The 25146-nt window shown below is 63.7% G+C and carries 25 protein-coding genes, 1 other RNA gene and 1 riboswitch; of the genes, 13 read left to right on the top strand and 13 right to left on the bottom strand.

Annotated elements, in window-relative coordinates:
- Positions 1–12: 12 nt before the first annotated feature.
- Both lptG and lptF read right to left on the bottom strand, forming a co-directional pair.
- Entirely contained in the window at positions 13–1161 is a 1149-nt protein-coding gene (gene lptG, locus C2L65_RS11620; protein WP_042316912.1) for an LPS export ABC transporter permease LptG, read from the bottom strand.
- Between the two features lie 3 nt (positions 1162–1164).
- The gene (lptF, locus tag C2L65_RS11615; RefSeq protein WP_042316914.1) at positions 1165–2274 is read right to left on the bottom strand and encodes an LPS export ABC transporter permease LptF; all 1110 of its coding nucleotides are present in this window, start codon (positions 2272–2274) and stop codon (positions 1165–1167) included.
- 136 nt (positions 2275–2410) lie between these two features.
- Between lptF and C2L65_RS11610 the strand changes: the two genes are divergently transcribed.
- The 3 genes from C2L65_RS11610 (at position 2411) to C2L65_RS11600 (ending at position 5142) form a co-directional block, all read left to right on the top strand.
- Positions 2411–3922: a leucyl aminopeptidase gene (locus C2L65_RS11610; RefSeq protein WP_042316916.1), complete on the top strand. Its 1512-nt coding sequence runs from the start codon at positions 2411–2413 to the stop codon at positions 3920–3922.
- Positions 3923–3968: 46 nt separating this feature from the next.
- Positions 3969–4385 (top strand): DNA polymerase III subunit chi, encoded by a 417-nt coding sequence (locus tag C2L65_RS11605; RefSeq protein ID WP_042316918.1) that lies wholly within the window; start codon positions 3969–3971, stop codon positions 4383–4385.
- A gap of 79 nt (positions 4386–4464) precedes the next feature.
- The gene (locus tag C2L65_RS11600) at positions 4465–5142 is read left to right on the top strand and encodes a DUF2486 family protein (RefSeq protein ID WP_042316919.1); all 678 of its coding nucleotides are present in this window, start codon (positions 4465–4467) and stop codon (positions 5140–5142) included.
- 16 nt (positions 5143–5158) lie between these two features.
- On the opposite strand, the gene C2L65_RS11595 is transcribed toward C2L65_RS11600, so the two are convergent.
- Positions 5159–5482 carry a c-type cytochrome gene (locus C2L65_RS11595; RefSeq protein ID WP_042316921.1) on the bottom strand — a complete coding sequence of 108 codons (324 nt, stop codon included), beginning with the start codon at positions 5480–5482 and terminating at the stop codon, positions 5159–5161.
- A gap of 160 nt (positions 5483–5642) precedes the next feature.
- Entirely contained in the window at positions 5643–7316 is a 1674-nt protein-coding gene (ilvD, locus tag C2L65_RS11590) for a dihydroxy-acid dehydratase (RefSeq protein ID WP_042316926.1), read from the bottom strand.
- Positions 7317–7502: 186 nt separating this feature from the next.
- Between ilvD and C2L65_RS11585 the strand changes: the two genes are divergently transcribed.
- Together C2L65_RS11585 and lgt are read left to right on the top strand one after the other, a co-directional pair.
- Positions 7503–8477 (top strand): LysR family transcriptional regulator, encoded by a 975-nt coding sequence (locus C2L65_RS11585; protein ID WP_042316923.1) that lies wholly within the window; start codon positions 7503–7505, stop codon positions 8475–8477.
- A 73-nt stretch (positions 8478–8550) separates the two neighbouring features.
- Entirely contained in the window at positions 8551–9456 is a 906-nt protein-coding gene (gene lgt / locus C2L65_RS11580) for a prolipoprotein diacylglyceryl transferase (RefSeq protein WP_042316925.1), read from the top strand.
- Positions 9457–10208: 752 nt separating this feature from the next.
- Here the strand turns inward: lgt and C2L65_RS11575 are convergent.
- The 5 genes from C2L65_RS11575 to C2L65_RS11555 all read right to left on the bottom strand — a co-directional run bounded on the left by C2L65_RS11575 (position 10209) and on the right by C2L65_RS11555 (position 12656).
- Positions 10209–10946 (bottom strand): SIMPL domain-containing protein, encoded by a 738-nt coding sequence (locus C2L65_RS11575; RefSeq protein WP_007588563.1) that lies wholly within the window; start codon positions 10944–10946, stop codon positions 10209–10211.
- A 176-nt stretch (positions 10947–11122) separates the two neighbouring features.
- Positions 11123–11593 carry an EVE domain-containing protein gene (locus C2L65_RS11570; protein ID WP_042314844.1) on the bottom strand — a complete coding sequence of 157 codons (471 nt, stop codon included), beginning with the start codon at positions 11591–11593 and terminating at the stop codon, positions 11123–11125.
- A 140-nt stretch (positions 11594–11733) separates the two neighbouring features.
- Positions 11734–11915, bottom strand: a non-coding RNA gene (gene ssrS, locus C2L65_RS11565) — 6S RNA.
- Positions 11916–11979: 64 nt separating this feature from the next.
- Positions 11980–12297, bottom strand: coding sequence for a cell division protein ZapA (locus C2L65_RS11560; protein WP_007588566.1), 318 nt, complete (start codon positions 12295–12297; stop codon positions 11980–11982).
- On the bottom strand, positions 12294–12656 hold the full coding sequence (locus C2L65_RS11555) for a hypothetical protein (protein ID WP_007588567.1): 363 nt from the start codon (positions 12654–12656) through the stop codon (positions 12294–12296). The genes C2L65_RS11560 and C2L65_RS11555 overlap by 4 nt, the downstream gene beginning before the upstream one ends.
- Before the next feature lie 220 nt (positions 12657–12876).
- A riboswitch (cobalamin riboswitch) is annotated at positions 12877–13139 on the top strand.
- A gap of 64 nt (positions 13140–13203) precedes the next feature.
- Here C2L65_RS11555 and C2L65_RS11550 point away from each other — a divergent pair.
- From C2L65_RS11550 to cobC, 6 genes are all read left to right on the top strand, one after another.
- Complete coding sequence (locus C2L65_RS11550) at positions 13204–15186, top strand: TonB-dependent receptor domain-containing protein (protein WP_042314846.1); 1983 nt, start codon at positions 13204–13206, stop codon at positions 15184–15186.
- A gap of 6 nt (positions 15187–15192) precedes the next feature.
- Positions 15193–16254: a FecCD family ABC transporter permease gene (locus C2L65_RS11545; protein ID WP_042314847.1), complete on the top strand. Its 1062-nt coding sequence runs from the start codon at positions 15193–15195 to the stop codon at positions 16252–16254.
- Complete coding sequence (locus tag C2L65_RS46545) at positions 16251–17060, top strand: ABC transporter ATP-binding protein (protein WP_042314848.1); 810 nt, start codon at positions 16251–16253, stop codon at positions 17058–17060. The genes C2L65_RS11545 and C2L65_RS46545 overlap by 4 nt, the downstream gene beginning before the upstream one ends.
- Positions 17061–17096: 36 nt before the next feature.
- On the top strand, positions 17097–18149 hold the full coding sequence (cobT, locus tag C2L65_RS46540; RefSeq protein WP_042314849.1) for a nicotinate-nucleotide--dimethylbenzimidazole phosphoribosyltransferase: 1053 nt from the start codon (positions 17097–17099) through the stop codon (positions 18147–18149).
- 72 nt (positions 18150–18221) lie between these two features.
- On the top strand, positions 18222–18971 hold the full coding sequence (locus tag C2L65_RS11530; protein ID WP_042314850.1) for an adenosylcobinamide-GDP ribazoletransferase: 750 nt from the start codon (positions 18222–18224) through the stop codon (positions 18969–18971).
- Positions 18956–19546 carry an alpha-ribazole phosphatase gene (gene cobC / locus C2L65_RS11525; protein ID WP_042314851.1) on the top strand — a complete coding sequence of 197 codons (591 nt, stop codon included), beginning with the start codon at positions 18956–18958 and terminating at the stop codon, positions 19544–19546. The genes C2L65_RS11530 and cobC overlap by 16 nt, the downstream gene beginning before the upstream one ends.
- 6 nt (positions 19547–19552) lie before the next feature.
- Here cobC and C2L65_RS11520 read toward each other — a convergent pair whose 3' ends face one another.
- From C2L65_RS11520 to cobU, 4 genes are read right to left on the bottom strand one after another with little or no spacing between them, the layout of a single operon-like run.
- A complete protein-coding gene (locus C2L65_RS11520) occupies positions 19553–20464 on the bottom strand; it encodes a cobalamin-binding protein (RefSeq protein WP_042314852.1) in 912 nt (303 codons plus the stop codon).
- A gap of 5 nt (positions 20465–20469) precedes the next feature.
- A complete protein-coding gene (cobD, locus tag C2L65_RS11515) occupies positions 20470–21471 on the bottom strand; it encodes a threonine-phosphate decarboxylase CobD (RefSeq protein WP_042314853.1) in 1002 nt (333 codons plus the stop codon).
- A gap of 3 nt (positions 21472–21474) precedes the next feature.
- Positions 21475–22416 (bottom strand): adenosylcobinamide-phosphate synthase CbiB, encoded by a 942-nt coding sequence (gene cbiB, locus C2L65_RS11510; RefSeq protein WP_042314854.1) that lies wholly within the window; start codon positions 22414–22416, stop codon positions 21475–21477.
- Positions 22413–22961 (bottom strand): bifunctional adenosylcobinamide kinase/adenosylcobinamide-phosphate guanylyltransferase, encoded by a 549-nt coding sequence (gene cobU / locus C2L65_RS11505; RefSeq protein ID WP_042314855.1) that lies wholly within the window; start codon positions 22959–22961, stop codon positions 22413–22415. Before cobU ends, cbiB begins: the two co-directional genes overlap by 4 nt.
- 151 nt (positions 22962–23112) lie before the next feature.
- On the opposite strand from cobU, the gene C2L65_RS11500 reads away from it, so the two are divergent.
- The gene (locus C2L65_RS11500) at positions 23113–24570 is read left to right on the top strand and encodes a cobyric acid synthase (RefSeq protein ID WP_042314868.1); all 1458 of its coding nucleotides are present in this window, start codon (positions 23113–23115) and stop codon (positions 24568–24570) included.
- Positions 24571–24691: 121 nt separating this feature from the next.
- On the top strand, positions 24692–25126 hold the full coding sequence (locus C2L65_RS11495; protein WP_007588581.1) for a DoxX family protein: 435 nt from the start codon (positions 24692–24694) through the stop codon (positions 25124–25126).
- The last annotated feature ends 20 nt before the right edge of the window (positions 25127–25146 follow it).

The raw sequence follows: 25146 nt of genomic DNA, 5'->3' as shown, positions 1-25146 counted from the left end.
AGGAAGAAAAGCCTAATGCCGGTCAACCCATTTTAGGCCGACTAACCCGAGCACGAGATAGATCAACCCCGGCGTCGCCGCCGTCAACGGCGCTGGCCACGTATTCAGATTCCCGATATGCGAGAACAGCGTATTGAACAGCTGAAAGCTCATCCCGAGCATGATCCCGCCGAATACCTTCACTCCAACCACGCCCGCGCGCGTGTGCAGATAAGCAAACGGCAACGACAACACCAGCATCACGAACACCGCAAACGGATACAGCACCTTGCGCCACAACGCGATCTCATACCGTTGCGTGTCCTGATGGTTTTCGGTCAAGTGCTGGATATAACGGAACAGATTGAACATCGACATCCGTTCCGGCGCGACCAGCAGCACCGACAAAATCTGCGGCGTCAATTCCGAGCGCAGCGAGTATTCAGGCAACGTCACCTGCTTCGCGCGATACACCGGGTTCAACGCATCGGCGGGCTTGCTGGCGTCCTGCGCGACGTCGATCAGTTGCGTATCCGTAACGTCAGTCAACAGCCAGTGGCCGGGCGGCTGATACTTGCCCGACTTCGCAATACGCACGTTCGACAGACGGAACTTCGAATCGAATTCGTAGATACGCACGTTCGAGATGGTCGCGTCCGGCTGCAACTGCCCGACGTTCACGAAGCGCGTCACCTGCTCGCCGTCGGCACGCGCCGTCAGCGTGTCCTTCACCCAGACGCCCGACTCGAAGTTGCTCGACACCGACGAGCCAAGCGCCTCCAGACGCACGCGCTCCGACAACTGATCCGTGTACGGCCCGACCACTTCCCCGATGATGTACGTGAGGAACACGAGCGGAATGCCGATCTTCAGCAGCGAACGCAGCGCCTGATTCGTCGCGAGACCGGACACGCGGAAAATCGTGTACTCGGAATTCGCCGCCATCTGCGCGAACACGTAGATCGCGCTGATCAACGCCGCGACGGGAATGATTTCGTAAAAGCGCGACGGCGTCTGCAGCGCGACGCGCAGCACGGCGTACTGAAACTTGTAGTTGCCGTGGCCGACCGAGTTCAGCTCGTTGATCAGGTCGAAGAAAAAGAACAGACCCGAAAACGCGAACAGGATGAAGACGAACGTGAGGTAAACCTGACGCGCGAAATACTTTTCATAGATGCGCATGGGTCACGCTCCCTGCGCCGGACGGCTCGACCGGCTGAACGTTGCCCGCGTGAAGAGCGGCCGGTTGCGCACCCGCAGCCAGAAAATAAACGCGACGACCAGCGCTACGATGACATGCAGCCCCACGAGGCCCACGCCAAACGACATCTTGCCTTGCTCGATCCACGACTGCACGACGTTCAGCAGGTTCGAATACGTCAGATAGATCAGTACGGCCATCACGAGATTGATCGTGCGGCTGCGGCGGGGATTCTGGTGCGCGAGCGGGATGGCAAGCAGCATCAGGTTGATCGCGATCAACGGCAAGCCCGCGCGCCAGGCAAATTCAGCCAGATTCTGGCGCGTCGGATCGCGGAACAGGTCGAGCGTCGGCGTGCCTGTCGTGGTCGGCGTGTTGACCACCGGCTGGCTCTGGATCTTCACGCCGTAGCGCTCGAACTCCATGATGCGGAAGTCGGGATGGCCCGGTTCGCCGTCATAGCGGCGGCCGTTCTCCAGCACGACGAAGCGGTCGCCGTTCTTATGCGTTTCCGTGTGGCCGTTCTTCGATACGACCACGTTCACCTTGCCGCCCTCGGTGCTGGTGACGAACACGTTTTCGACGTGGCCCTGATCGGGCGACATCTTCTCGATGAAGAACACGCGATGGCTCGTCGCCGATTCGCGGAACTGGCCGGGCGCGAGCAGCGAGACCTCGTCGCGCTGCTGGAAGCGCGCGCGGATCAGCTTGCTCTGCTGGTTCGACCACGGCCAGCCGACGAACACGAAGAAGGCAATCAGAATGATGATGGGCGTCGCGAACAGGCCGATCGGTTTGATGAAACGCGTGAGGCTTACGCCCGAGGCGAGCCACACGACCATTTCGGAATCCTTGTACCAGCGCGTGAGCACGAACAGGATCGACACGAACAGCGTCGCGACCAGCATGATCGCGAGGTAGCCGATGACCGTCAGACCAATCAGCACGAGCACGTCGCGCGGGTCGATTTCACCGGACGCCGCGAAGCCGACGATGCGGATCATCATCGTCGTCAGGACCAGCGTGAGCAGAACCATGAACACGGCGCCAGCCGTATACGCCAGTTCGCGCTGGAGAGAGCGTTCAAAAATCATGGTTGATGAGGAGAGGGCGCGCTCCGACAGGCAGCGGGGTGGAGCCCCGTCACGCCTTCGTGCAGCCGCCGCGGGAAAAATAGCGGATAATTGCGGCTTTCATCCTAAGCCCAGATTTTATCCGAGGACAAGCGCGATGGACTTTAGCATAAAAGCCTGTGATTGGAGCAAAGGCTCGACCAACGGGTTCCTTACCGGAAAATCGGATTGCATCGTGATCGGCGTGTTCGAATCGCAGACGCTGTCGGGCGCGGCGCTGGAAATCGACGCGGCCACCAAGGGTCTGCTCACGCGCATCATCAAGGCGGGCGACATGGACGGCAAGACGGGCAGCACGGTGTTCCTGCATGAAGTGCAGGGCATCGGCGCGTCGCGCGTGCTGCTGGTCGGTCTCGGCAAGCAGGACGCGTTCACGCAGAAGGCCTACGGCGACGCCGTGCGCGCCGCGTGGCGCGCGATCCTCGGCACGAAGATCACGCAGGTCACGTTCACGCTGGCTCAGGCGCCCGTCAAGGAGCGCTCGTCGGATTGGGCCGTGCGCGCCGCGATCCTCGCGCTGCGCGAGCTGACGTACAAGTTCACGCAGATGAAGAGCAAGCCGGACAACAGCACGCGCGCGCTGAAGCGCATCGTGTTCAGCGTCGACGCGGCTGACGAGAAGCTCGCGAAGGTTGCGCTCAAGCAAGGCGTCGCGCTGTCGAACGGCATGGATCTGACGAAGGACCTCGGCAACCTGCCGGGCAACGTCTGCACGCCGAGCTATCTGGCAACCACCGCGAAGAAGCTCGCGAAAGACTGGAAGCTGAAGGCCGAAGTGCTCGGCCAGAAGCAGCTCGAAGCGCTCAAGATGGGCTCGTTCCTGTCGGTCACCAGGGGTTCCGTCGAGCCGCCGCAGTTCATCGTCCTCCAGTATCAGGGCGGCGCCGCGAAGGCTGCGCCCGTCGTGCTGGTCGGCAAGGGCATCACGTTCGACACGGGCGGCATTTCGCTGAAACCCGGCGACGGCATGGACGAAATGAAGTACGACATGTGCGGCGCGGGCTCCGTGCTCGGCACGCTGCGTGCCGTCGCCGAAATGGGCCTGAAGCTGAACGTGGTCGGCATTATTCCGACCTGCGAGAACATGCCGGCTGGCAACGCGACCAAGCCGGGCGACATCGTCACCAGCATGAAGGGCCTGACGATCGAAGTGCTGAACACGGACGCGGAAGGCCGCCTGATCCTGTGCGATGCGCTCACGTATGCCGAACGCTTCAAGCCGGCCGCCGTGATCGACATCGCGACGCTGACGGGCGCGTGCATCATCGCGCTCGGCCATCACAACAGCGGCCTGTTCTCGAAGGACGACGCGCTCGCGGGCGAACTGCTCGACGCATCGAAGGAAGCCTCCGACCCGGCATGGCGTCTGCCGCTCGACGACGAGTATCAGGATCAGCTGAAGTCGAATTTCGCGGATCTCGCGAACATCGGCGGACGTCCGGCGGGCAGCGTGACGGCGGCGTGCTTCCTGTCGCGTTTCACGGAAGCGTATCCGTGGGCGCACCTGGACATCGCGGGCACCGCATGGAAGAGCGGCGCGGCGAAGGGCGCAACGGGCCGTCCCGTGCCGCTGCTGTCGCAGTTCCTGATCGACCGCGCTGCACAATGACGCGTTGCAGTCCGATCGCGCATCAAGCAGTGAAGCAGGATCGCCGATGACCCGTATCGACTTTCATTCGAACGTCGGCGATTCGCTGCAGTATGCGTGCCGTCTCGTGCGCAAGGCGTATCAGGCCGGCCAGCCGCTCGTCGTGCTGGCCGAACCGCCGCGCCTGCGCGCGTTCGACGAGCAGTTGTGGACCTTCTCGCCACTCGACTTCATCCCGCACTGCCTCGCCTCGAGCCCGCTCGCGGCGCAGACGCCTGTCGTGCTGACGTCGTCGCTCGACGACGTGCCGCATCATCAGATACTGTTGAATCTGGGCGCAACGGTGCCGTCGCAGTTCGCGCGCTTCGAGCGCCTGCTGGAAATCGTCGGCAACGCGCCCGACGAACTGGCCGCGGGGCGCGAGCGCTATCGCTTCTACCGCGATCGCGGCTATGCTCTGAATAACTACAAGCAGGGCGCCTGACGGGTTCTGTCCGCTCGATGCGCGGTCTTGTCCGATTCGCGCAGAACCGGCTCGTCCGATCCTTAAAGGGAGTGTTTTCGTGTCCCAATCTTCCGACTCTTCCGATCAAGACATCCCCGTTCTGACCGATGTGATGGTGACGGGCCATGAGCCACATGCGCCGCATGAGCTACATGAGCCGCACGCCAAGGCGAAGCGGCCGAAGCGCAGCGGCTCGCATGCTCATGAAGGTTCGCATGCGCGTGGTAAGCATGCGGCGGCGCCCGACGCGCAAGACTTGCATGAAGCGCCGCACGACGTACATGCGGAGCCGCAAACGCCGCCTATCAGCGCTGACGATGACGTGCCCGTTCTCGATTCCATCTACGAATCGCCGCTTGCGCCGATGCGCGAACCTGCTCAGTTCGTGCCGGGCGAAGCGGAGTTCAGTTCGGGTTCGACGGCCGAGCAGTATGTCGCGCCGCCTTTGCCGAGTTCGCTGACGGCACCGGCAGAGCATGTACCTGCGCCTGCGGCGAGGTCCGACTACGATGCCGACGTACTGGCCGAGCGTTTGCGTGGCCGTTTCGCGACGTATCTGAAAGGGGATGGCCGCAATCTGATCGAGGCGCGCTGCCGCGACGCGTTCCAGGATCACACGACCTGGCTCGTCAATCAGATCACGCGCGAGGTTGCGCTCGCGCTGGAAACGGAAATGCTCAGTTGGGTGCGCGAGGCGATCCGCGAAGAACTCGGCAATTCGACGACCGGCAAGTAAGTGATGCGTGCGCGCGTTACTTGAGCGTCAAAATCCAGCTTGCCAGCGACATCGCTTCGTCCTGCGTGACCTGTGTATTCGCGGGCATCGGCACGGGTCCCCAGACGCCCGCGCTGCCTTCCATGATCTTGCGCGTGAGGTAGACCACGGCGTCGCCGCGCGCCGCGTATTTAGCGGCGACATCGTGCAGCGGAGGTCCCATGAACTGCCGCGTCACCGAATGGCAGCTCATGCAATTCTGCTTTTGCGCTAGCGCAAGGCCTGGAGCCTGCGCGCGCGCTGTGCCGGTGAATGCCAAAGTGCCTGCCAGCATGAATGCCGCATACGACTTCGATTTCATTATGGTCTCCGCCGGTGACTCAGCCCGGCTCGTGGTGGACGCATTATAAGAGCAAAGGGGCACACGGCGATCCGTGTGCCCCTTTGCCCATCGAAGCGTTGCTTGCGTCAACCCGCGATGCTGCGCCGCGTCAGCCACGCGGCGCGGAACGGCTGACGCGTCAGTCCGTCACAGCGCCCTTGTTCGCCGGCTTCACGAGTGCCGCGAACTTGGCCAGCACGCCGCGCGTGTAACGCGGCGCGGGCTGCTTCCATGCGCCCCGGCGGCGTTGCAGTTCGGCGTCGTCGACGTTCAGTTGCAACAGCAGCTTGTGCGCGTCGATCGTGATCGAGTCGCCCTCCTGCACGAGCGCGATCGTGCCACCGGCGAACGCTTCCGGCGCGACGTGACCCACGACCATGCCCCACGTGCCGCCCGAAAAGCGACCGTCGGTGATGAGGCCGACCGATTCGCCAAGCCCCTTGCCGATGATCGCCGACGTCGGCGCGAGCATCTCCGGCATGCCTGGGCCGCCTCGCGGGCCGAGATAGCGCAGCACGACGACATCGCCTGCCTTGATCTTGTCGGCGAGGATCGCGTCCATCGCGCTTTGCTCGTCGTCGAATACGCGTGCCGGGCCCGTGATGACCGGGTTCTTCAGGCCGGTGATCTTCGCGACGGCGCCGTCTTCCGCGAGGTTGCCCTTGAGGATCGCGAGATGGCCTTCGCTGTAGAGCGCCTTGTCGATCGGATAGATCACTTTCTGGTCCGCGCGCGGCTTGCTGGGCACGTCCTTCAGTTCTTCAGCGATCGTCTTGCCGGTGATGGTCATGCAGTCGCCGTGCAACAGGCCCGCGTCGAGCAGAAGCTTCAGCACTTGCGGGATGCCGCCTGCCTGGTGCAAGTCAGTCGCGACGTACTTGCCCGACGGCTTCAGGTCGCAGATCACAGGCACTCTCTTGCGCATCCGCTCGAAGTCGTCGATGGTCCACTCGACTTCCGCCGCGTGCGCGATGGCCAGAAAGTGCAGCACGGCATTGGTCGAGCCGCCCGTCGCCATGATGAGCGCGACGGCGTTTTCGATCGATTTCTTCGTGATGATGTCGCGCGGCTTGAGATCCTTCTTGACGGCCTCGACCAGCACGCGCGCCGATTCCGCTGCCGAATCCACCTTTTCCTGATCCGGGTTCGCCATCGTCGACGAGTACATCAGCGACATGCCGAGCGCCTCGAACGACGAGCTCATCGTGTTGGCCGTGTACATACCGCCGCACGAGCCCGTGCTCGGGCAGGCATTCTGTTCGACCCCTTCGAAATCTTCCTGCGACATGCGGCCCGCCGTGAACTCGCCGACCGCTTCGAACGACGACACGATGGTCAGGTCGGTGCCTTTCCATTTGCCTGGTTTGATCGTCCCGCCGTACACGTAGATGCCCGGCACGTTCATCCGCGCGAGGCCGATCATGCCGCCCGGCATGTTCTTGTCGCAACCGCCGATCACGACGACGCCGTCCATCCACTGGCCTTGCACGCAGGTCTCGATGCAGTCGGCGATCACTTCGCGCGACACCAGCGAGTATTTCATGCCTTCCGTGCCCATCGACATGCCGTCGGAGATGGTCGGCGTGCCGAAGGTCTGCGGGTTCGCGTCGGAGCGCTTGACGGCTTCGACGGCGGCGTCGGTGAGGCGTTGCAGGCCGGCGTTGCACGGCGTGATGGTCGAGTGGCCGTTGGCGACGCCGATCATCGGCTTGTCGAAGTCTTCCTTCTGGTAGCCGAGCGCGTAATACATCGAGCGGTTCGGCGAACGCGCGACGCCTTGCGTAATGTTCTTCGAGCGACGGTTGTACGGCATGGGGAGCTCCATCCAGTTGTTTTGGTGTGCGCGCCGATCGGCTCGCTTCCCGCTTGCGGCGCAACGGCCTGGGCGGTTCCAGCGCGGGTTCTTTAGTCTAGTTCGGACGCGTTGGGCAAGAATGGAGTTTCTGCAAAAGAATGTCCAATATATTATTCAGCGTCTATTAGGTCGTAAAATGTATCAATGAGCCTGCCTGCCGTCCCCGATCTGCGCCAGTTGCGCTATTTCGTGACCGTCGCCGAAGAGAAACACTTCGGGCGCGCGGCGGCGCGGCTGTCGATGACGCAGCCACCGCTGTCGCAGGCGATCCGTGCGCTCGAAGACACGCTGGGCGTCGAACTGTTCGCGCGCACCAAGCGCTCCGTCGAGTTGACGTCGGTCGGCGCGGATCTGCTGCCTGAGGTGCGGCGGCTGCTGGCGGGCGCGGAAGGGCTGCGGCCGCTGGCGCAGAGTCTTGCGCGCGGCGAGGCGGGCGTGCTGTCGCTGGCGTTCGTGTCGACGGCGGATTACGGGCTGTTGCCGCCGCTGTTGCGCGAGTTCGGCGCGCGCCATCCGCGCGTGCGGCTCGAACTGCTCGAAGCGACCAGCGACGTGCAGATCGACGAACTGGTCGCGGGGCGCGTCGATGCAGGTCTGGTGATCGGGCCACTGCCGCCGCGCTACGCGTCGCAGCTGTCGTGGCTGCCGCTGGCGCGCGAGCCGCTGGTGATCGCGATGTCGACGGAGATGGCGGCGCGTATTGAAGGTGATGCGGAAGGCGATGGGGGCAGCGGGGCGGGCGTGATCGAATGGCGCGACGAGCCGTTGAGCCTCGCGCAAGCGGGTGACGCGCCGCTGGTCGTTTTCCCAAGGCGTCTCGCGCCAGGCTTTTATGACATCATTATGGATTGCTACGGCGCGGCCGGCCTGACGCCGCACATCGGCCAGGAAGCGATCCAGATGCAGACGATCGTGAGCCTGGTGTCCGCGGGCATGGGTGTCGCGCTGGTGCCGCAATCGTTGCGTAACCTGCGGCGCACGGGCGTCGTGTATCGTCCGTTGCGTGAGGCCGTGCCGGCCGTTGTCACCGGGCTCGTGTGGCGCACGGCGGAAGTGAGCCCTGTGCTGGCCGGTTTCATCGACATCGTGCGTGCTCATGCCGATGTGCTTGCCGGCTAGCGGCGAACCCTTTGCGGCGCGGCGCGTCCAATGCGCTTGAGTTTCCAGATTACCGAACCCCTATAACGATACGATGCACATTCACCCGAATTTCGATCCCATCGCCATTCATCTGGGACCGCTGGCCGTCCGCTGGTATGGCCTGATGTACCTGGTCGCCTTTGTCATGGCGATCGTCGTGGGCCGGTTGCGGCTGCGTTTGCCGCATGTCGCGGCACAAGGCTGGACCCCGAAGGATATCGACGACATGCTGTTTTATGGCGTGCTCGGTACGATACTCGGCGGGCGGCTTGGTTATGTGCTGTTCTATAAGGCGAGTTGGTACTTCGCGCATCCTCTGGACATCTTCAAGGTCTGGGAAGGGGGCATGTCGTTTCATGGCGGGTTTCTCGGCGTGACGCTGGCGATGGTGTTGTTCGCGTGGCAGCGTAAGCGTACGTGGCTGCAGGTGACCGATTTTGTCGCGCCGATGGTGCCTACCGGCCTTGCTGCTGGGCGGCTGGGTAACTTCATCAATGGTGAGTTGTGGGGGCGGGTGACGTCGCCAGATGCGCCTTGGGCGATGCTGTTCCCCGGTGCCGCGAATGAAGACGCAGGCTGGTTGGCGGCGCATCCGGCGCAGGCCGCGCAGTGGCATCTCAGTGAGGTGTTTGCGCAATATCACATGCTGCCGCGGCATCCTTCGCAGTTGTATGAGATCGCGCTTGAAGGTGTGGTGCTGTTTCTTGTGCTGTGGTTTTTTACGCGTAAGCCGCGGCCTGTTGGGGCTGCTTCGGCTGTCTTTCTTATTGGCTATGGTCTTGCTCGCTTTACGGTCGAGTTCGCGCGTGAGCCGGATGACTTTCTCGGGCTGCTGGCGTTTGGGCTGTCCATGGGACAGTGGCTGTCGCTGCCGATGGTGATTGCTGGGGTGTTGATGTTGGTGTGGGCTTATCGGCGGAATGGGCGTGAGGCTGCGCGGGCTGTTAATGTAGGTTGATGTGGTTTTTTTTTCTGTCTGCGACGCTGGGGTGGTTTGCTTGTCTTTGCGTTGGCATCCGCGATTCGTTAGCGTGCTTCAAGCGTCGCCCCTGTGCGGGGCGGCACCTACTTTTCTTTGCCGCCGCAAAGAAAAGTAGGCAAAAGAAAGCGGCTCACACCGCCAACATTTCTCATTGCCTGAGGGCCCCCAACGGGTCTTACGCTTCACACGGCAACGTCTCTGTTGGCGCGTGTTGCCAACCCTTCGAATAAACGCCTCACCTGCTTCAAACTCCCGTACAAAGGCCAGCGGCAGCGAATGGTATGTGCCGCCCAGGTGGCAAACTGTGTGTAGGCTGTCGCGTCGTACAGGGTTGCGCTCTTACAGGGTGGAACGCCTGCGCTATCGGTCCGGAGTGACGCGTGTGGAGCACAAGGGGCCAACACACAGTTTGCCACCTGGGCGGCGGTGGACTATCTGGCACGGCATGCCCGAATGCGGGTGTGTGAAGCGGGTGAGGCGCAGCGCAGGAGCGTTGGCAACGAACGCGAACAGGAAGGTTGCCGTGTGAAGTGAGGGACCGGTTGGGGGCCCTCAGGCAGGAACAAGGATTGGCGGTGTTAGCCGCTTTCTTTTGCCTACTTTTCTTTGCGGCGGCAAAGAAAAGTAGGTGCCGCCCCGCACAGGGGCGACGCTTGAAGCAAGCTAACGAAGCGCGGATGCCAGCGCAAACACAAGCAAACCACCCACAGCGTCGGCAGACAAAAAAATCACTTCATTTGCACAGACCCTGAAACATTAACCGTCACGGTAGACGTCCCACCTTCAACAGGCACAGGCGCCGCCGCCTTGGCGCTAACATCCGACCGCATGCTCATCATCATGACAGGCCGCGGCGGCACGCCGCCACTATGCCCGACATTCACTTCGCGAATCGTATAACCGCTATACCCAAAAGCCTGCGCAGCCGCCGTAGCCTGCTGCTTGAACGATGCAATCGCCTGCCCCGTCAGCTTCTGCCCTGCAGCGCGCTCTGCCTCCGGCGACAGTGAAAACTGCACATTTCCAACCTGCATGATCGAAGACAATTGCCCCGCGAGTTTCGATGCCGCCGCGAAGTCGTGCGACTCCAGCACAACCTCCGTGCGGCCGCGCCATGCAGAAATACGCCCATCGCGATCCGTCGACGGATAGATCGAGAACGAACCGGTGCGCGCCGTCACGCCGCTCACACCCTTGGCCTTCTGCAACGCCTGATCGGCATGCTGGTTCAACGTGCCCGTCAGCGACGACGGATCGCTGGCTTCCTGTTCGTAGAACAGCGTGATATCGACGACGTCCTGCGGCACGTCGGTGCTCGCCTGCGCGTTCAGCGACAGCACGCCGGCCGGCTGATACTGCTGCACAACGGTTTGCGCGTTGGCCGCGACGGACGTGAGCGCGAGTGCAACAGGCGCCGCGCAGGCGCCCGCCGCGAGCGCCCATACGAGCGCGGATTTTCTGGTCATTGTTCGACTCCTTCGTTGAGCAGGTTATGCATGCATGCGTCGAGGTCCACGTCGCCAGGCACAGTTGCGCGGCGCGCGTGGCATGACGCTTGCGAGGCGGTTAGGCGTCTGAAAGGGTCGTCTGGTTCCCGAGTGAATACTCGAATGTCCCGCGAACTTACGTATTCACCACGTGTTCATGCAGCGCGCTTCGCAAGCTGCTTCGTGATGAACGCCCATTCCGCCTCCGTAACGGGCGTGATCGACAGACGGTTGCCCTTCGCGAGCACACGCATGTCGGCAAGCTCGGGATGCTCGCGCAACGCCGCCAACGGAATCAACTTGATCTTCTTCTTGAACACGACATCGACGAGCGTCCAGCGCGGCGTTTCCTGCGTCGACTTCTCGTCGTAGTACGGGCTCTTCGGATCGAACTGGGTAGGGTCAGGGTAGGGCGTCGACGATACTTCGGCGATGCCCGCAATGCCCGGCTCAGGGCAACTGGAGTGATAGAACAGCACGCCGTCGCCCGTCTTCATGATGTCGCGCATGAAGTTGCGCGCCTGATAGTTGCGCACGCCCGTCCAGGGCAGCGTGCGTTGCGGGGCATTCGCGAGATCGTCGATGCTCGCTTCGTCCGGTTCGGACTTCATCAGCCAGTAGCGCATGAGTCGGATTGAACGTGAAGTAGAAGGAAGTCTTCGTCGAACAGTCGGGTTCAAACGGTTTGCAACGCGGTGCTCGCCAACCAACGCAAAGCGCACGCCCAAAGAAAAACGGCATCGGATAAAGTCCGATGCCGTTCGTATAGGTCCCCGCCTTAGCCGCTAGGCCGGCATCCTGAACCTGAGGTTCAGAATTGGTCGCAGTTAGCAGCACTTCGGGTACATCAGACAGAGTGACGCGCACACCCGTGCTACAAATTTCCGCAACCGTGCATATAGCATTGGTTCAAGGAATATATGACCTTGGCGAACCAGGCAGGGAAGCTTAAAAGCGTTTGCTCTACAACATGGGCCCGACCGCAAAACAATCAAGCCCAACAGAATTCTCTTTACTGCACGCTGCTGTACTGTTGGATCACAGTGCCAAGCTGCTCATTCATCTGGTGCATTGTACGCCGGATTTCTTCGGCGGGAAATGATTCTCCGTGCCGCACGCTGGCTTGCAGCCTAAGCAGTTCCGATGCCAGCGACAATGCCGCCATCACGGCGATACGATCCTGGCCGCGCACGTTGCTGTTCGAGCGGATCTTCGACATCTCGGCATCGACACGGGCCACGGCTTCGAGCAGCGCCGCTTCCGTTTCCGCCGAGCAGGCGAGACGATAGGGCTGGCCGAGGATCGACACTTCGATCTGCTTCGTGGTCATGCGTTTTCTCCGTGGCGGGTCGCGTCGTGGTTCGCGTCGTGATTGGCCTGCGCCTGCTGCTCGGGCGCGAGGAGATCGAGTTGATTGTCGGGCTCGTGACCGCGAGCGCGCGGCAGCTTCTCGAGGATGGCATTCAGACGTACTTGCGCGTCGTCGATCTTCGCGGACAGCGCATCGCGCTCCGCTTGCAATGCGGCGCGTTCTTCGCGAGTCTGTTCGAGTTCTACGCGGGTCGCTTCGCATTCGGCGCGCGCTTGTGCGAGCTGTTCTTCGAGTGCGAGGCGCGCTTCGTTGTAGCGTTGGCTGATCTCGATCAGCCGGCCGATGTTCTGTGACAGTGTTTCGAGTTCGGTGAGCATGTGCTGCGTCCTCTAAAGACATGGCATTCTAGCGCGGAATGTCGCACGCTCGGGCATTTGTCTCGTTTCAGGACGTAACAGTAGCGCTTTAACGCCGCATTATCCAGGTGTCTCGTCGCGATTCACGCATTTTTACCCTTGAAAAAGGGACTCTTTTAACAGTCCACCGTCATCGTCCCTGCGACCACCTCGCGTTTCTTGACGCGTGTGTACGTCACTTCTACACTTGCGGCACTCTGGTGCCCGCGCGCGGTATCGCGCCGCGCGCAGTTAAACGGGAAGCAGGGAGCGAAGTCCGCCCGGACGAGCCAACCTGCGCTGTCCTCGCAACGGTACAACGACCGCAGTTCCTGCAGGTCGACCCATGCACGCGTCGAGCCATCCATAGAGCCGATGCCGTGCGAAGCGCCACTGCGCATGATGCGTGGGAAGGCGGGTCGGCCAGTCGTCAGCCCGGATACCGGCCGGAGGCAAGGAACGTGTCGCTCCTTGTACAGGCATCGGCCCACGAGGAGTGGGCCGCGCACAGGCCCACAGGACTCTTTCGATGCTCACCTCCGTGTTTGTCCACCCGGCGTATCTGCGCCAGGTGTTTCCGCGCCCGCTGTGTCCACACTTCAGACGCGCGCCGCTTGCTGCACTCGCCGTAATTGCCTTCTCTTCGGTCCCGCTCGCGGCAAGCGCGCAGACGGCCGACGAGGCGAATCCATCCGCCACATCCACGGATCGATCGGACAACGGCTCGACCGAAACTTCGTCAAAGACAATCCCCACGACTTTGTCACCCATCGTCGTCACGGCCGACCGTCGTGCGCAGCGACTCGCCGACGCGATTCCGCAGACCACGCTGTTCGATCCGCAGGACATCGCGGACAACAGCGCGCGCGACTTGCCGGGACTGCTGCAGTTCGCGCCTGGCGCGCAGGTCGTGCGCAACGGCGGCCCGGGCGCGACGTCGAGTCTGTTTCTGCGCGGCGCATCGTCGACGCAATCCCTCGTGCTGATCGACGGCGTGCGCGTCGATTCGGTGAGCCAGGGCAACGCGCAGCTCGAACAGATTCCGCTCGACCAGATCGATCACGTCGAAGTGGTCAACGGCAACGTGTCGGCACTGTACGGCTCGGGCGCGATCGGCGGCGTGGTGCAGGTGTTCACGAAGGACGGCGGCAATCATCCGCCGCGTTTTCACTTCGACGTCGAGTACGGCAGCTATCACACGCAGCGGCAGGCGGCGGGCGTCGACGGCGCGCTCGACAAGGACGGCCGCACGACCTTCAGCGTCACGCTCGCGCGCGCGAAGACGGACGGCTTTTCGTCGATCGACCCGGCGCTCGCGCCCGTCAATCCGAACGCGAACGGTTACTTCAACGAGAGCGTGAGCGCGTCGCTGCGCCACAAGCTCAACGACCAGTGGGACATCGGCCTGCGCTACTTCCAGTCGAACGGTAACGACAGCTTCGACAATCCCTTCGGCCTGCCCACCGATCTCAACAACCTGCACAGCAAGGTGCAGACGGCTTCAGCCTTTGCGAACGGCAAGCTCACCGACTGGTGGACGACGCGCTTCGTCGTCGCGACGGGCAACGATCGCAGCAACACGTCGCTCAATGGCGACTATCTGTACCGCTACGATTCGGACAACCGGCAGTACACGTGGCAGAACGACTTCACGTTTGCACGTGACCAGAAGCTGCAACTGGGCTACGAGCATCTCGACCAGACGCTCGACTCGAATCAGTACAACGCGCCCGCGCGTCATGTGAACTCGGGGTTCGCGGGCTACACGGGGCGCTTCGGCAACAGCCAGATCCAGGCGAACCTGCGGCGCGACCAGTACTCGGATTTCGGCGGAGCCAACAGTTACTATCTGGGCTATGGCTACGACTTCAACGAGCACTGGAAGGTGACTGCAAGCTGGTCCGATGCGTTTCGCGCGCCGAGCTTCAACGATCTGTACTACCCGTACAGCGGCAATCCGCTCATTCAACCGGAGCACAGCCATTCTGTCGAAGCGGCGCTGCAGTACGCATCCGATGCGCTCGGCCTGTTGAAGCTCACGGCATTCCAGACGCGCTACACGAACCTGATCGACTATGTGCAAACCACGCCAGGAATCTACGTCGCGGAGAACGTGGGGCATGCGAAAGTGCAGGGCATCGAAGGATCGTGGCAGGGCCACGTCGGCAAGACCGATGTGCGCGCGGCCCTAACATTCCAGAATCCCGTCGATGAAGACACGCATACCGATCTGAACCGTCGCGCACGTCATTTCGCGTCGTTCGCCGCGAACCGCAATATCGGCAGCTGGCGGGTGGGCGGGGAGTGGCTCCTGAGCGGCGAGCGCGACGACAGCGGCACGGCGCTCGGCGGTTATGGCATCGTGAACCTGTCCGCGCGCTACAACATCACGAAGGCGTGGTACGTGGCCGCGCAAATCCAGAATCTCTTCGACAAGGACTATGAACTCGCCTACACGTACAACACGCCAAGGCGCGGCGCCTATATCACGCTCGGCTGGCAGCAGCAGTGACGCGCGATGAGCGGACTCGTGCAACGTCAGCCGCAACATCAGCCGATCCAGGTCGCGCGAGGCATGAGCGCGAAGCGCGCGCTCGCTATCTGGACGGCGCTCGGCATCGCGGCGCTCGCGGTCTTCGTGGCGTCGCTTGCACTTGGCAGCGTGAGCGTCGCGCCGTCGCGCGTGCTCGACGCGTTGCTGCCGTCGACTGACGTATCGTCCGATCTCGCCACGCAGATCGTTCGCACGCTGCGCCTGCCGCGCGCGCTCGCCGGCTTCGGTTGCGGCGCGTTGCTTGCGCTTGCAGGCGCGTTGCTTCAGGTGCTGCTGCGCAATCCGCTGGCCGAGCCGTACGTGCTCGGCGTGTCGGGCGGCGCGGCGAGCTTTGCGCTCGTCGCGATGATCGCGGGCTGCGCGTGGTGGATCGTCGATGCATCGGCGTTCGCCGGCGCATTCGTGTCGATCCTGCTGGTGCTCGGTCTTGCACGCGGCGCGCTGTGGCGCAGCGAGCCGCAGGACGCATCGCCGCGTCTGCTGCTAACGGGTGCGGTGATCGCAGCGGGGTGGGGCGCCATCATCACGTTGCTGTTGACGGTCGCGCCCGACAGCCGCCTGCGCGGCATGCTGTTCTGGCTGACAGGCGATCTGAACGGTGGCGGCATGCCGTGGCTCGCGCTCGCTGCGCTGTGCATCGCGTTGCTCGCGATCGTACCCATCGCGCCGCAACTCAATGTACTGCTGCGCGGTGACGCCGCGGCGCAAGCGCTCGGCGTGCCCGTGATGCGCGCGCGGCTACGCGTCTATCTGGTCGCGTCGCTCGCCGCTGCCGCTGCTGTGACGACGGGCGGCACGATCGGCTTCGTCGGGCTCGTCGTGCCGCACATGCTGCGTCTCGTGTTCGGCAACGATCAGCGGATGCTGCTGCCCGCAGCGGCGCTCGGCGGCGGCGTTGCCGTGATGGGCGCCGATCTGATCGCGCGCACCGTGATCGCGCCTGCGCAGTTGCCCGTCGGCGTGATCACCGCGTTGATCGGCGTGCCGGTGTTCCTGTGGATGCTGCTTCGACGGAGGCGCGCATGAACGCACGCTCAAGCGCCGATACCACGCTGCACGCAGACCAACTGACCTTGCGCGCCGGTTCGCGCACCTTGCTCGATGCCTTCACGCACACGTTCTATCCGGGCGAAGTCTGGTGCATCGCCGGGCCGAACGGCGCGGGCAAGACGACGCTCATCTCGACGCTCGCGGGTCTCATGCGTCCAGCGAAAGGGCACATCGAACTGGACGGAATGCATGTGAACACATGGCCGCTCGCGCGCCTCGCGCAGCGCCGTGCGTTGATGCCGCAAACATCGCACGATGCATTCAATGCAAGCGTACTCGACATCGTGCTGCTAAACCGTTTTCCGCATCTGGCCGGCTGGGGTTGGGAGCGAGACGAGGATCACGCAGCCGCGCATGCGGCGCTCGATGCGCTCGGTCTCGCGGACTTCGCTTCGCGCGACGTGCTGTCGCTGTCGGGTGGCGAGCGGCAGCGTGTCGCGCTGGCGGCCGTGCTATGCCAGGACGCGCCGCTGCTGCTGCTCGACGAGCCGCTCGCGCATCTGGATCTGCATCATCAGATCGACTGCCTCGAAGCGTTGAGCGCATGGACCCGCGGCGCCGGGCGTACAGTGATGTTCTCGTGCCACGATCTGAATCTCGCGCGGCGTTTCGCGACGCACGCGCTGCTGCTCGAAGGCAACGGCATCGCGCATGCGGGACCCGCGCGCGACGTGCTGACGCCCGAACTCGCCAGCCGCGCATTCGGCTATCCGCTCGTACTGATCCGCGACGGCGACGATGAAGCGCTGATTCCGGCGCTGCGCGCAGCGTCTCGCAACTGAACACGCATGAACCGAACTCTTCACGCAAACACGAACATGACCACATCGCATTCCCTGCCTATCGTCGAGCCGCTCGACCAGACATTGCGCGCCGAACTGCAACGCATCATCGACCTGAAGACCAAGCCGCCCGGCAGTCTCGGCCAGCTCGAAGCGCTCGCGCGTCAGATGGGCATGATCCAGCGCAGCACGCAGCCCACTGTCACACGTCCCGCGATGATCGTCTTCGCCGCCGATCACGGCATTGCGAACGCGGGCGTGAGTCCGTATCCGCAAGCGGTGACGGCGCAGATGGTGCTCAACTTTCTCGCTGGCGGCGCGGCGATCAACGCGTTCAGCCGCGTTGCGGGCCTCGAACTCGAAGTGGTGAATGCTGGTGTCGCGCATGAGTTCGCGCCGCACGAGAAGCTCGTCGATATCCCCGTTGCGCGTGGCACGCGCAACTTCGCGCAAGAGCCCGCGATGACGCGCGACGAAGCGCTCGCCGCGATGCGCGCGGGCGCGGACCGTGTGCGTCATCACGCGGCGCTCGGCACCAACGTGATCGGCTTCGGCGAAATGGGCATTGCGAATACATCGTCGGCTGCGTGTTTGATGAGCCGCCTGTGCGGCGTGCCTATCGACGATTGCGTTGGGCGCGGCACGGGTCTCGACAATGCCGGCCTCGTGAAAAAGCGCAATGTGCTGGCGGCGGCGCTTGCTTATCACCCGGCATCGAATGATCCGCTCGATGTGCTCGCAACCTTCGGCGGCTTCGAAATCGCGATGATGGCGGGCGCGTATCTCGCGGCGGCAGAGGCACGCATGACGATCGTCGTCGACGGTTTCATCGCGACCTCCGCGCTGCTGGTGGCCGACGCGTTCGCGCCTGCCGTGCGCGATTACTGCGTGTTCGCGCATGCGTCGAACGAGGCGGGGCACCGGCGCATGCTTGATCACTTCGGCGCGGTGCCGCTGCTCGCGCTCGATCTGCGGCTGGGCGAAGGAACGGGCGCGGCGCTTGCTATGCCTTTACTGCGCGCAGCCGTGGCGTTCGTCAACGAGATGGCGAGCTTCGAATCGGCCGGCGTCGCGCAACGCGATGCATGATGCGCGGCGCCTGCATCAATCCTGACGTTCGAAGCGAGAGAACTGTGATGAAAAAAATGCGTCGAACCAGCGATGAATGAACTGCGTTATTTCTTCACAGCGCTCGGCTACTTCACGCGTGTGCCCGTGCCGCGCTGGGTCGGCTACGAGCCGCACTATCTGAACGCGGCGGCGCGTTACTTTCCATTGATCGGCGCACTGGTGGGCGCAGCGGGCGCAATCGTATACATGGCTGCGCTGCGCATCTTTCCACCGGGCGTCGCCGTGCTGCTGTCGATGGCAACGACGCTGCTCATCACGGGCGCATTCCATGAAGACGGGCTGGCCGATTGCGTGGATGCGTTCGGCGGCGCCTATACACGCGACGATACGCTGCGGATCATGCATGACTCACGCATCGGCGCATTCGGTGCGATTGCGTTGATGGTCGCGCTTGCATTGAAGTGGCAAACGCTCGCCGCCTTGCCGCCGCTCTACGCGGCATGGCTGATGATCGCGGCGCATGCGGCGAGCCGTGCCTGTGCAATCAGCTATCTCGTGACGCTCGACTACGTGCGAGCGGAAGGCAAGGCCAAACCCGTTGCGCAGCGCATGTCACGCAATGCTTTTGGCTGCGCTATCTTTCTGGGTATGCCGTGGCTCTTCTGGCCGCAGTGGCGTGCCGGTTGCATTGCGCTGCTCGTGCTCGTCGTGTTGCGTTTCATGCTGGGCCGCTATTTCATCAGACGCATCGGCGGCTATACGGGCGATTGCCTTGGCTTTGCGCAGCAGATCTTCGAACTGGCCATCTACCTGGTGGGACTCGCATGGATATCGTTCTGATCCGACACCCGGCTGTTTCTGTACAAGAGGGCGTGTGCTATGGCCAGAGCGACGTGGCGCTCGCCGATCCGCCGGAAGCTTCGGCGGCTGCCGTCGCCGTGCGTCTTGCCACCTTGCAGGTGCCCGCGCCCCGCGTGCTGCTGTCGAGTCCGCTCACGCGCTGCGCAACGGTCGCGACTGCCCTCGCCGCGAACTTTGGTTGCGCGTATAGCGTCGACGACAGTCTGAAGGAAATGGACTTCGGCACGTGGGAGTTGCAACGTTGGGACGATATCGATCGCGCGTTGCTCGATGCATGGGCACAGGACTTCGAAGGCGCGCGCGCGCATGGCGGCGAAAGCGTCGAGCAGTTCGTGAGCCGCGTGCGCGCGTGGTTCGACGTATTCCAGCAGACCCGCGAATTGACGCCGGCGTATGTCGTCACGCATGCGGGCGTGATGCGCGTGATCGCGGCGACTGTGCTCGGGTTGCCCGTCGAACGCTGCCTGACATGGTCGATCGATATGGCGGGTTGCGTCTGGTTGCGCCGCGACGATACGAACCTGCAATGGTCGATCGTGCGCTGGAACGCGTGACGTCGTTCAGTGGCCCGCGCGGCGCGAGCGCGCGACGTCGAGGTCTTCGCACAGTTGCGCCGCGCCTTGCGCGAGACGCGGCGCGGGGCGATTGATCAGATCACCGTCGATCGCAAACAGGTTGTTGCGCGCCACAGCCGTCATGCCGGGCCATGCTTTCCATTTGTCCAGCGACGGTAGCGGGCGGTCGGGCTGCGTCGCGCCGGGAGCGGCCGTGACGATCGCTTCGGGATTTGCGGCCAGCACTGCTTCCGTCGATACCGTCGGCACCAGCGGTTCGAGCTTTGCGAACACGTTGCGTCCGCCGCATAGCGCGATCACATCGCTGATCATGTGCTCGCCGTTGAGCGTCATCAACGGCTCGTCCCATACCTGATAGAACACGCTGACGACAGGCTGCGTCGAATAGCGCGTGCGCAAGCGCGCGATCTCGTCGCGATACGTGCGCGCCGCCGCGTCGGCGGATGACGACGTGCCGAGCAGCGTGCCGAGCTTCGTCAGCGATACGGCGATATCGTCGAGTCGATGCGGCTCGCTGAAGTAGAGCGGAATGTGCAGTTCGCGCAGGCGGTCGGTCTGCCGCTGCGCATTGCCATGCCGCCATACGACGATCAGATCGGGCTTCAACGCGACGATGCGTTCGAGATCGAGCGCCTTGTTGTCGCCGACGCGCGGCACCTGTTTCGCTGCGGGCGGATAGTCGCTGTACGCGACCGCGCCGACGAGCTTCGCGCCACCGCCCGCTGCGTAGATCATTTCCGTTACGTGCGGCGCGAGACTGATCACGCGTTGCGCGGGCTGCGCGAGCGTGACGGTCGCGCCTGTGTCGTCGGCGACGGTGATGGCCGCATGTGCATGCGTTGTGATGGCGAGCGTGCAGGTTGCGGTCAGTGCGCGAAGTGATCTGAAAAGTCGCATCGTTCTTATAGCGCCGTCATCGCTTGATGCAGGCCGGTTTCAAGGCGAGTCCACTCGTTTTCCGTTGCAGGCAGGCCGAAGCGCACGCTCGCTGGATCGGCGAAGAAGCGTGTCCAGATGCCTTGCCTGGCGAGCGCATCGTGCAGTTGCACGGCGCGCGTGTCGGCGATCCATGCGAAGAGCGGCGTCGAATGCACGATGAAGCCGTGTGCCGACAGCAACGCGACGAGACGGGCGCTTTCCTCTGCAAGCCGCGCGCGCATGTCGTGCTGCCATGTTGTATCAGCGAATGCGGCGCTGACGGCATGACGCGCAGGGCCGCTGACGGTCCATGCACCCAACGCTTGATCGAGTGATTCGAGCAGTGAAGGGCAGGCCAGCACAAAGCCCGCGCGCACGCCCGCGAGACCAAAGAACTTGCCGGGCGAGCGCAGCACGACGAGTCCTTGGCGATGCGTTTGCGGGGCGAGCGACTGGGACGGCATCGTATCGGCAAACGCTTCGTCGATGATCAGCGTGCCGCCGCGTTCGCTCAGCGTTTCATGCCATTGCAGCAGCGTCGCGGCGCGCAGATGTTCGGCCGTCGGATTGTTCGGATTGACGACGACGGCATGCGTGATGTCGTCGGGCAGGGTCAAACGTGTGACGTCGAGCGTCGTCACGCGATGCCCCGCGCGCGCAAACGCAGGCGCGTATTCGCCATACGTCAGCGGTGCGATGCCGACCGTGCCCTGTCGAAGCAGGTGAGGCAGCGCGCGGATCGCCGCCTGGCTTCCCGCGACAGGCAACACATGAGATTCGTCCGGCGCGCCGTAGTAACGTGCCGCGCGTTCGGCGAAGCCGTCGCCGTTGTCGGGCAGACGCCGCCATGCATCGGCGGGAACGGGCGGCACCGGATAGCCATGCGGATTGATGCCCGTCGACAGATCGAGCCACGCGTCGTAAGGGATCTCATAGCGGCGCGCCGCTTCATGCAGATTGCCGCCGTGCTGAATGGTTCGCGTCATCGTCTAGCTCTGAAACGGCACGCTAAGCAGCGCGAGTGCGATGAACATGGCGAGCCACAGGATCACGCTGCGCTCGACCAGTATCAGCGCCGCCTCGATATGCTGCGCGCTCGCCGTGTGGCCGGCGCCGAGCGTCGGACGCTGTTCTATCGCGCCGTGATAGACGGCTGCGCCACCGAGCAGCACATTGAGGCTGCCCGCGCCGGATGCCATCACGGGTCCCGCGTTCGGACTGTCCCAGCGCGGCGCCTGTTCGCGCCAGCATTGCAAGGCGGTTCGCGTGTCACCGAGCAACGCGTAACTGAGGGCCGTCAGACGCGCGGGCACGTAGTTGAGCACATCGTCGAAACGCGCGGCCGCCCAGCCGAAGCGCAGATAGCGCGGCGTGCGATAACCCCACATCGCATCGAGCGTATTCGCGAGACGAAACGCGAGCGCGCCCGGACCGCCAAAGATCGCAAACCAGAACAGCGCGCCGAAGATCGCATCGTTGCCGTTTTCCAATGCCGATTCGACGGCGGCACGCGACAGCGCGCTTTCATCAGCATGCGATGTTTCACGCGACACGATGCGCGCCGTCAACACACGCGCCTGCGCGAGATCTCGTTTCGCGAGCGCGCGGCCGATCGGCTCGATGTGATCGTGCAGACTGCGCGCGCCGAGCGCGAAGTAAAGCAGCGCGACATGCAGCGCGCACGACCAGATCAACGGCAGCGTCAGCACGAGCCACGTGGCGATCAGAACGGGCGGCGCGACGGCAAGCAGCCACGCGAGTATGCCGAACAGCCGGCCGCGCCGTCCCGTATTCAGCGCGGCTTCGAGCTTTGCTGCGAGCTTGCCGAAGCCGACCAGCGGATGCGCGTGGCGCGGTTCGCCGAGCCATTTGTCGACGGCGACGGCTGCCGTGGCGAGTGTCGCGACAAGCGGCAAGGACAGCAGCATCATGCGCGGCTCGCGGGTTTCAGTTGCAGCGGCAGGCCCGCGACCATCATCGTTGCCTGCGTGCTGATCGCGGCGATGCGCTGGTTGAGACGGCCGAGTTCGTCGACATAAAGGCGCGTCGCCGCGCCGAGCGGCACGACGCCAAGCCCGATCTCGTTGCTGACGACGATGATCTTCGCGCGCGCCTTCGCGAGCGTCGTTTCGAGCGCGGCGAAACGGTCGAGGTAATCGGCTAGCGGCGGCGAGCCGTCGGCAGGGCAGAGCAGGTTCGCGAGCCACAAGGTCAGGCAGTCGATCAGCACGCAGTGCTCAGGCTGATCGATCGACGCGATGGCTTGCGGCAGATCGAGCGGCGCTTCGAGCAAGGCCCATTGCGCGGGCCGACGCTCGCGATGACGCGCGACGCGAGCGGCGAACTCATCGTCGCCAATGCGCGCGGTCGCGACATAGGTCACGGGCAATGCGCTCGCGCTCGCGAGTTGTTCGGCGTGCAGGCTCTTGCCCGAGCGCGCGCCGCCGAGGACGAAGGTGAGGTCGCGGGAAATCATCGCGTGATTGTACCGACTGTCCCATCGTTCAAGCGCGTGGGCTTGAGTGCGATGGGATAATGCGGGCTTCCTCTCTCACCCTGTTCGCGCACCTGTGGCTTCCATTCCCGACGCTTCCACTGAACCGCTCGACGTGCCGCGCGGCACGCTGATGATTCAAGGCACGACATCCGATGCGGGCAAGAGCACGCTCGTCGCCGGTCTGTGCCGTCTCGCGCGGCGCACGGGTGCGCGGGTCGCGCCGTTCAAGCCGCAGAACATGGCGCTCAACAGCGCAGTGACCGTCGACGGCGGCGAGATCGGCCGCGCGCAGGCATTGCAGGCGGTGGCCGCGGGCATCGACGCGCATACCGATCTCAACCCTGTGCTGCTCAAGCCGACCAGCGACCGTGGCGCGCAGGTGATCATCCACGGCAAGGCGCGCATGAATCTCGACGCGCGCGCGTATCACGACTACAAGCCCGTCGCGTTCGAAGCGGTGCTCGAATCGTATGCGCGGCTGAAGGCGTCGTATGACACGATCTTCGTCGAAGGCGCGGGCAGTCCCGCTGAGATCAATCTTCGCGAACGCGACATCGCGAACATGGGTTTCGCGGAAGCCGTCGATTGCCCCGTCGTGCTCGTCGCGGACATCGATCGCGGCGGCGTGTTCGCGCACCTGACGGGTACGCTCGCGTGTCTGTCCGAGACCGAGCAGGCGCGCGTGCGCGGTTTCGTGATCAACCGTTTTCGCGGCGACGTGAGCCTGTTGCAGCCGGGGCTCGACTGGCTGGAAGCGAAGACGGGCAAGCCCGTGCTTGGCGTCGTGCCGTATTTGCATGGCCTCACGCTCGATGCCGAAGACATGTTGCCGCGCGAATTGCGGGCGGCGAATGCGGATGGTCTGGAGATGCTGCGCGTCGTCGTGCCGGTGCTGCCGCACATCAGCAATCACACGGATTTCGATGCGCTGCGCGCCCATCCACAAGTCGATTTCCACTACGTGCGCGCGGGCAGCACGCCGCCGCCCGCGGATTTGATCATCCTGCCCGGCTCAAAGAACGTGCAGGGCGATCTGGCGTTCTTGCGCGCGCAGGGCTGGGACGCCGTGCTGCAACGGCATCTGCGCTACGGCGGACGGGTGATCGGGATTTGCGGCGGCATGCAGATGCTCGGGCGCGAAGTGGCGGACCTGTATGGCGTCGAAGGGCCGCCCGCGACGGTGGCCGGGCTCGGCTGGCTCGACTTTTCGACGACGCTCACGCGCGAGAAAACGCTCAAGAACGTGACGGGACGCCTCGCCACCGAAGCCGCTGGAATCTCCGGCTACGAGATTCACATGGGCGAAACACAAGGGCCCGCGCTCGATGCGCCGGCGCTGTTGCTCGCCGACGAGACAGGCGCCCTGCGCCCCGACGGCGCCCGTTCCGCCGACGGCCAGATTCTCGCGACCTACGTGCATGGTCTGTTCGACACGCCCGCCGCGTGCGCGTCGCTGCTCGCGTGGGCGGGGCTGAGGGAAGCCGAGGCGATCGACTATCCGGCGCTGCGCGAGGCGTCGCTGGAGCGTCTCGCTGATACGCTCGCCGAACATCTCGATCTGAAGCGGTTGTGGGCGGCTGTCGGTTGATTCGTTCTCAACAGGAATTAATCTAAGCCACCAAGGCGATTTTTCCTACGCATGGGTTCGAATAAAGTCCGTTCCATCGACGGCGCATTCCGCGCGGTCAACCCGATCCTAAGGAACCGACATGAACCCGACCGTCGACAGCAAACCCGAGCTTGCCGCCACGATCCTGCGCGTCGCGCTAGCCGTGTTGTACCTGGCGCACAGCCTGCAGAAAATCTTCGTCTTCACGCTGCCGGGCACGGCGCAATTCTTCCAGTCGATCGGTTATCCGGGCTGGCTCGGCTATCTGACGGCCTTCGTCGAGCTGGCCGGCGGCATCGCGCTGCTGCTCGGCGTGCAGGTCCGCTGGGTCGCGCTGGTGCTGTTGCCGTTCATGCTCGGCGCGCTGTCGGTGCATCTGCCGAACGGCTGGGGCTTCGCGTCGCCGCATGGCGGCTGGGAGTACCCGGCGTTCTGGGCGGTCACCCTCATCGTTCAGTCGCTGCTCGGCAATGGGCTGTATGCAGTGGGTGGCGTGAAGGCGGCGTCGATCGGGCAGGCGCGCAAGGCGGCCTGAAGCATCGAGCGATGCGGCGC

This window comes from Paraburkholderia terrae (assembly GCF_002902925.1).
Classification (GTDB): Bacteria; Pseudomonadota; Gammaproteobacteria; order Burkholderiales; family Burkholderiaceae; genus Paraburkholderia; species Paraburkholderia terrae.
This window is presented reverse-complemented; position numbering and strand designations above follow the sequence as displayed.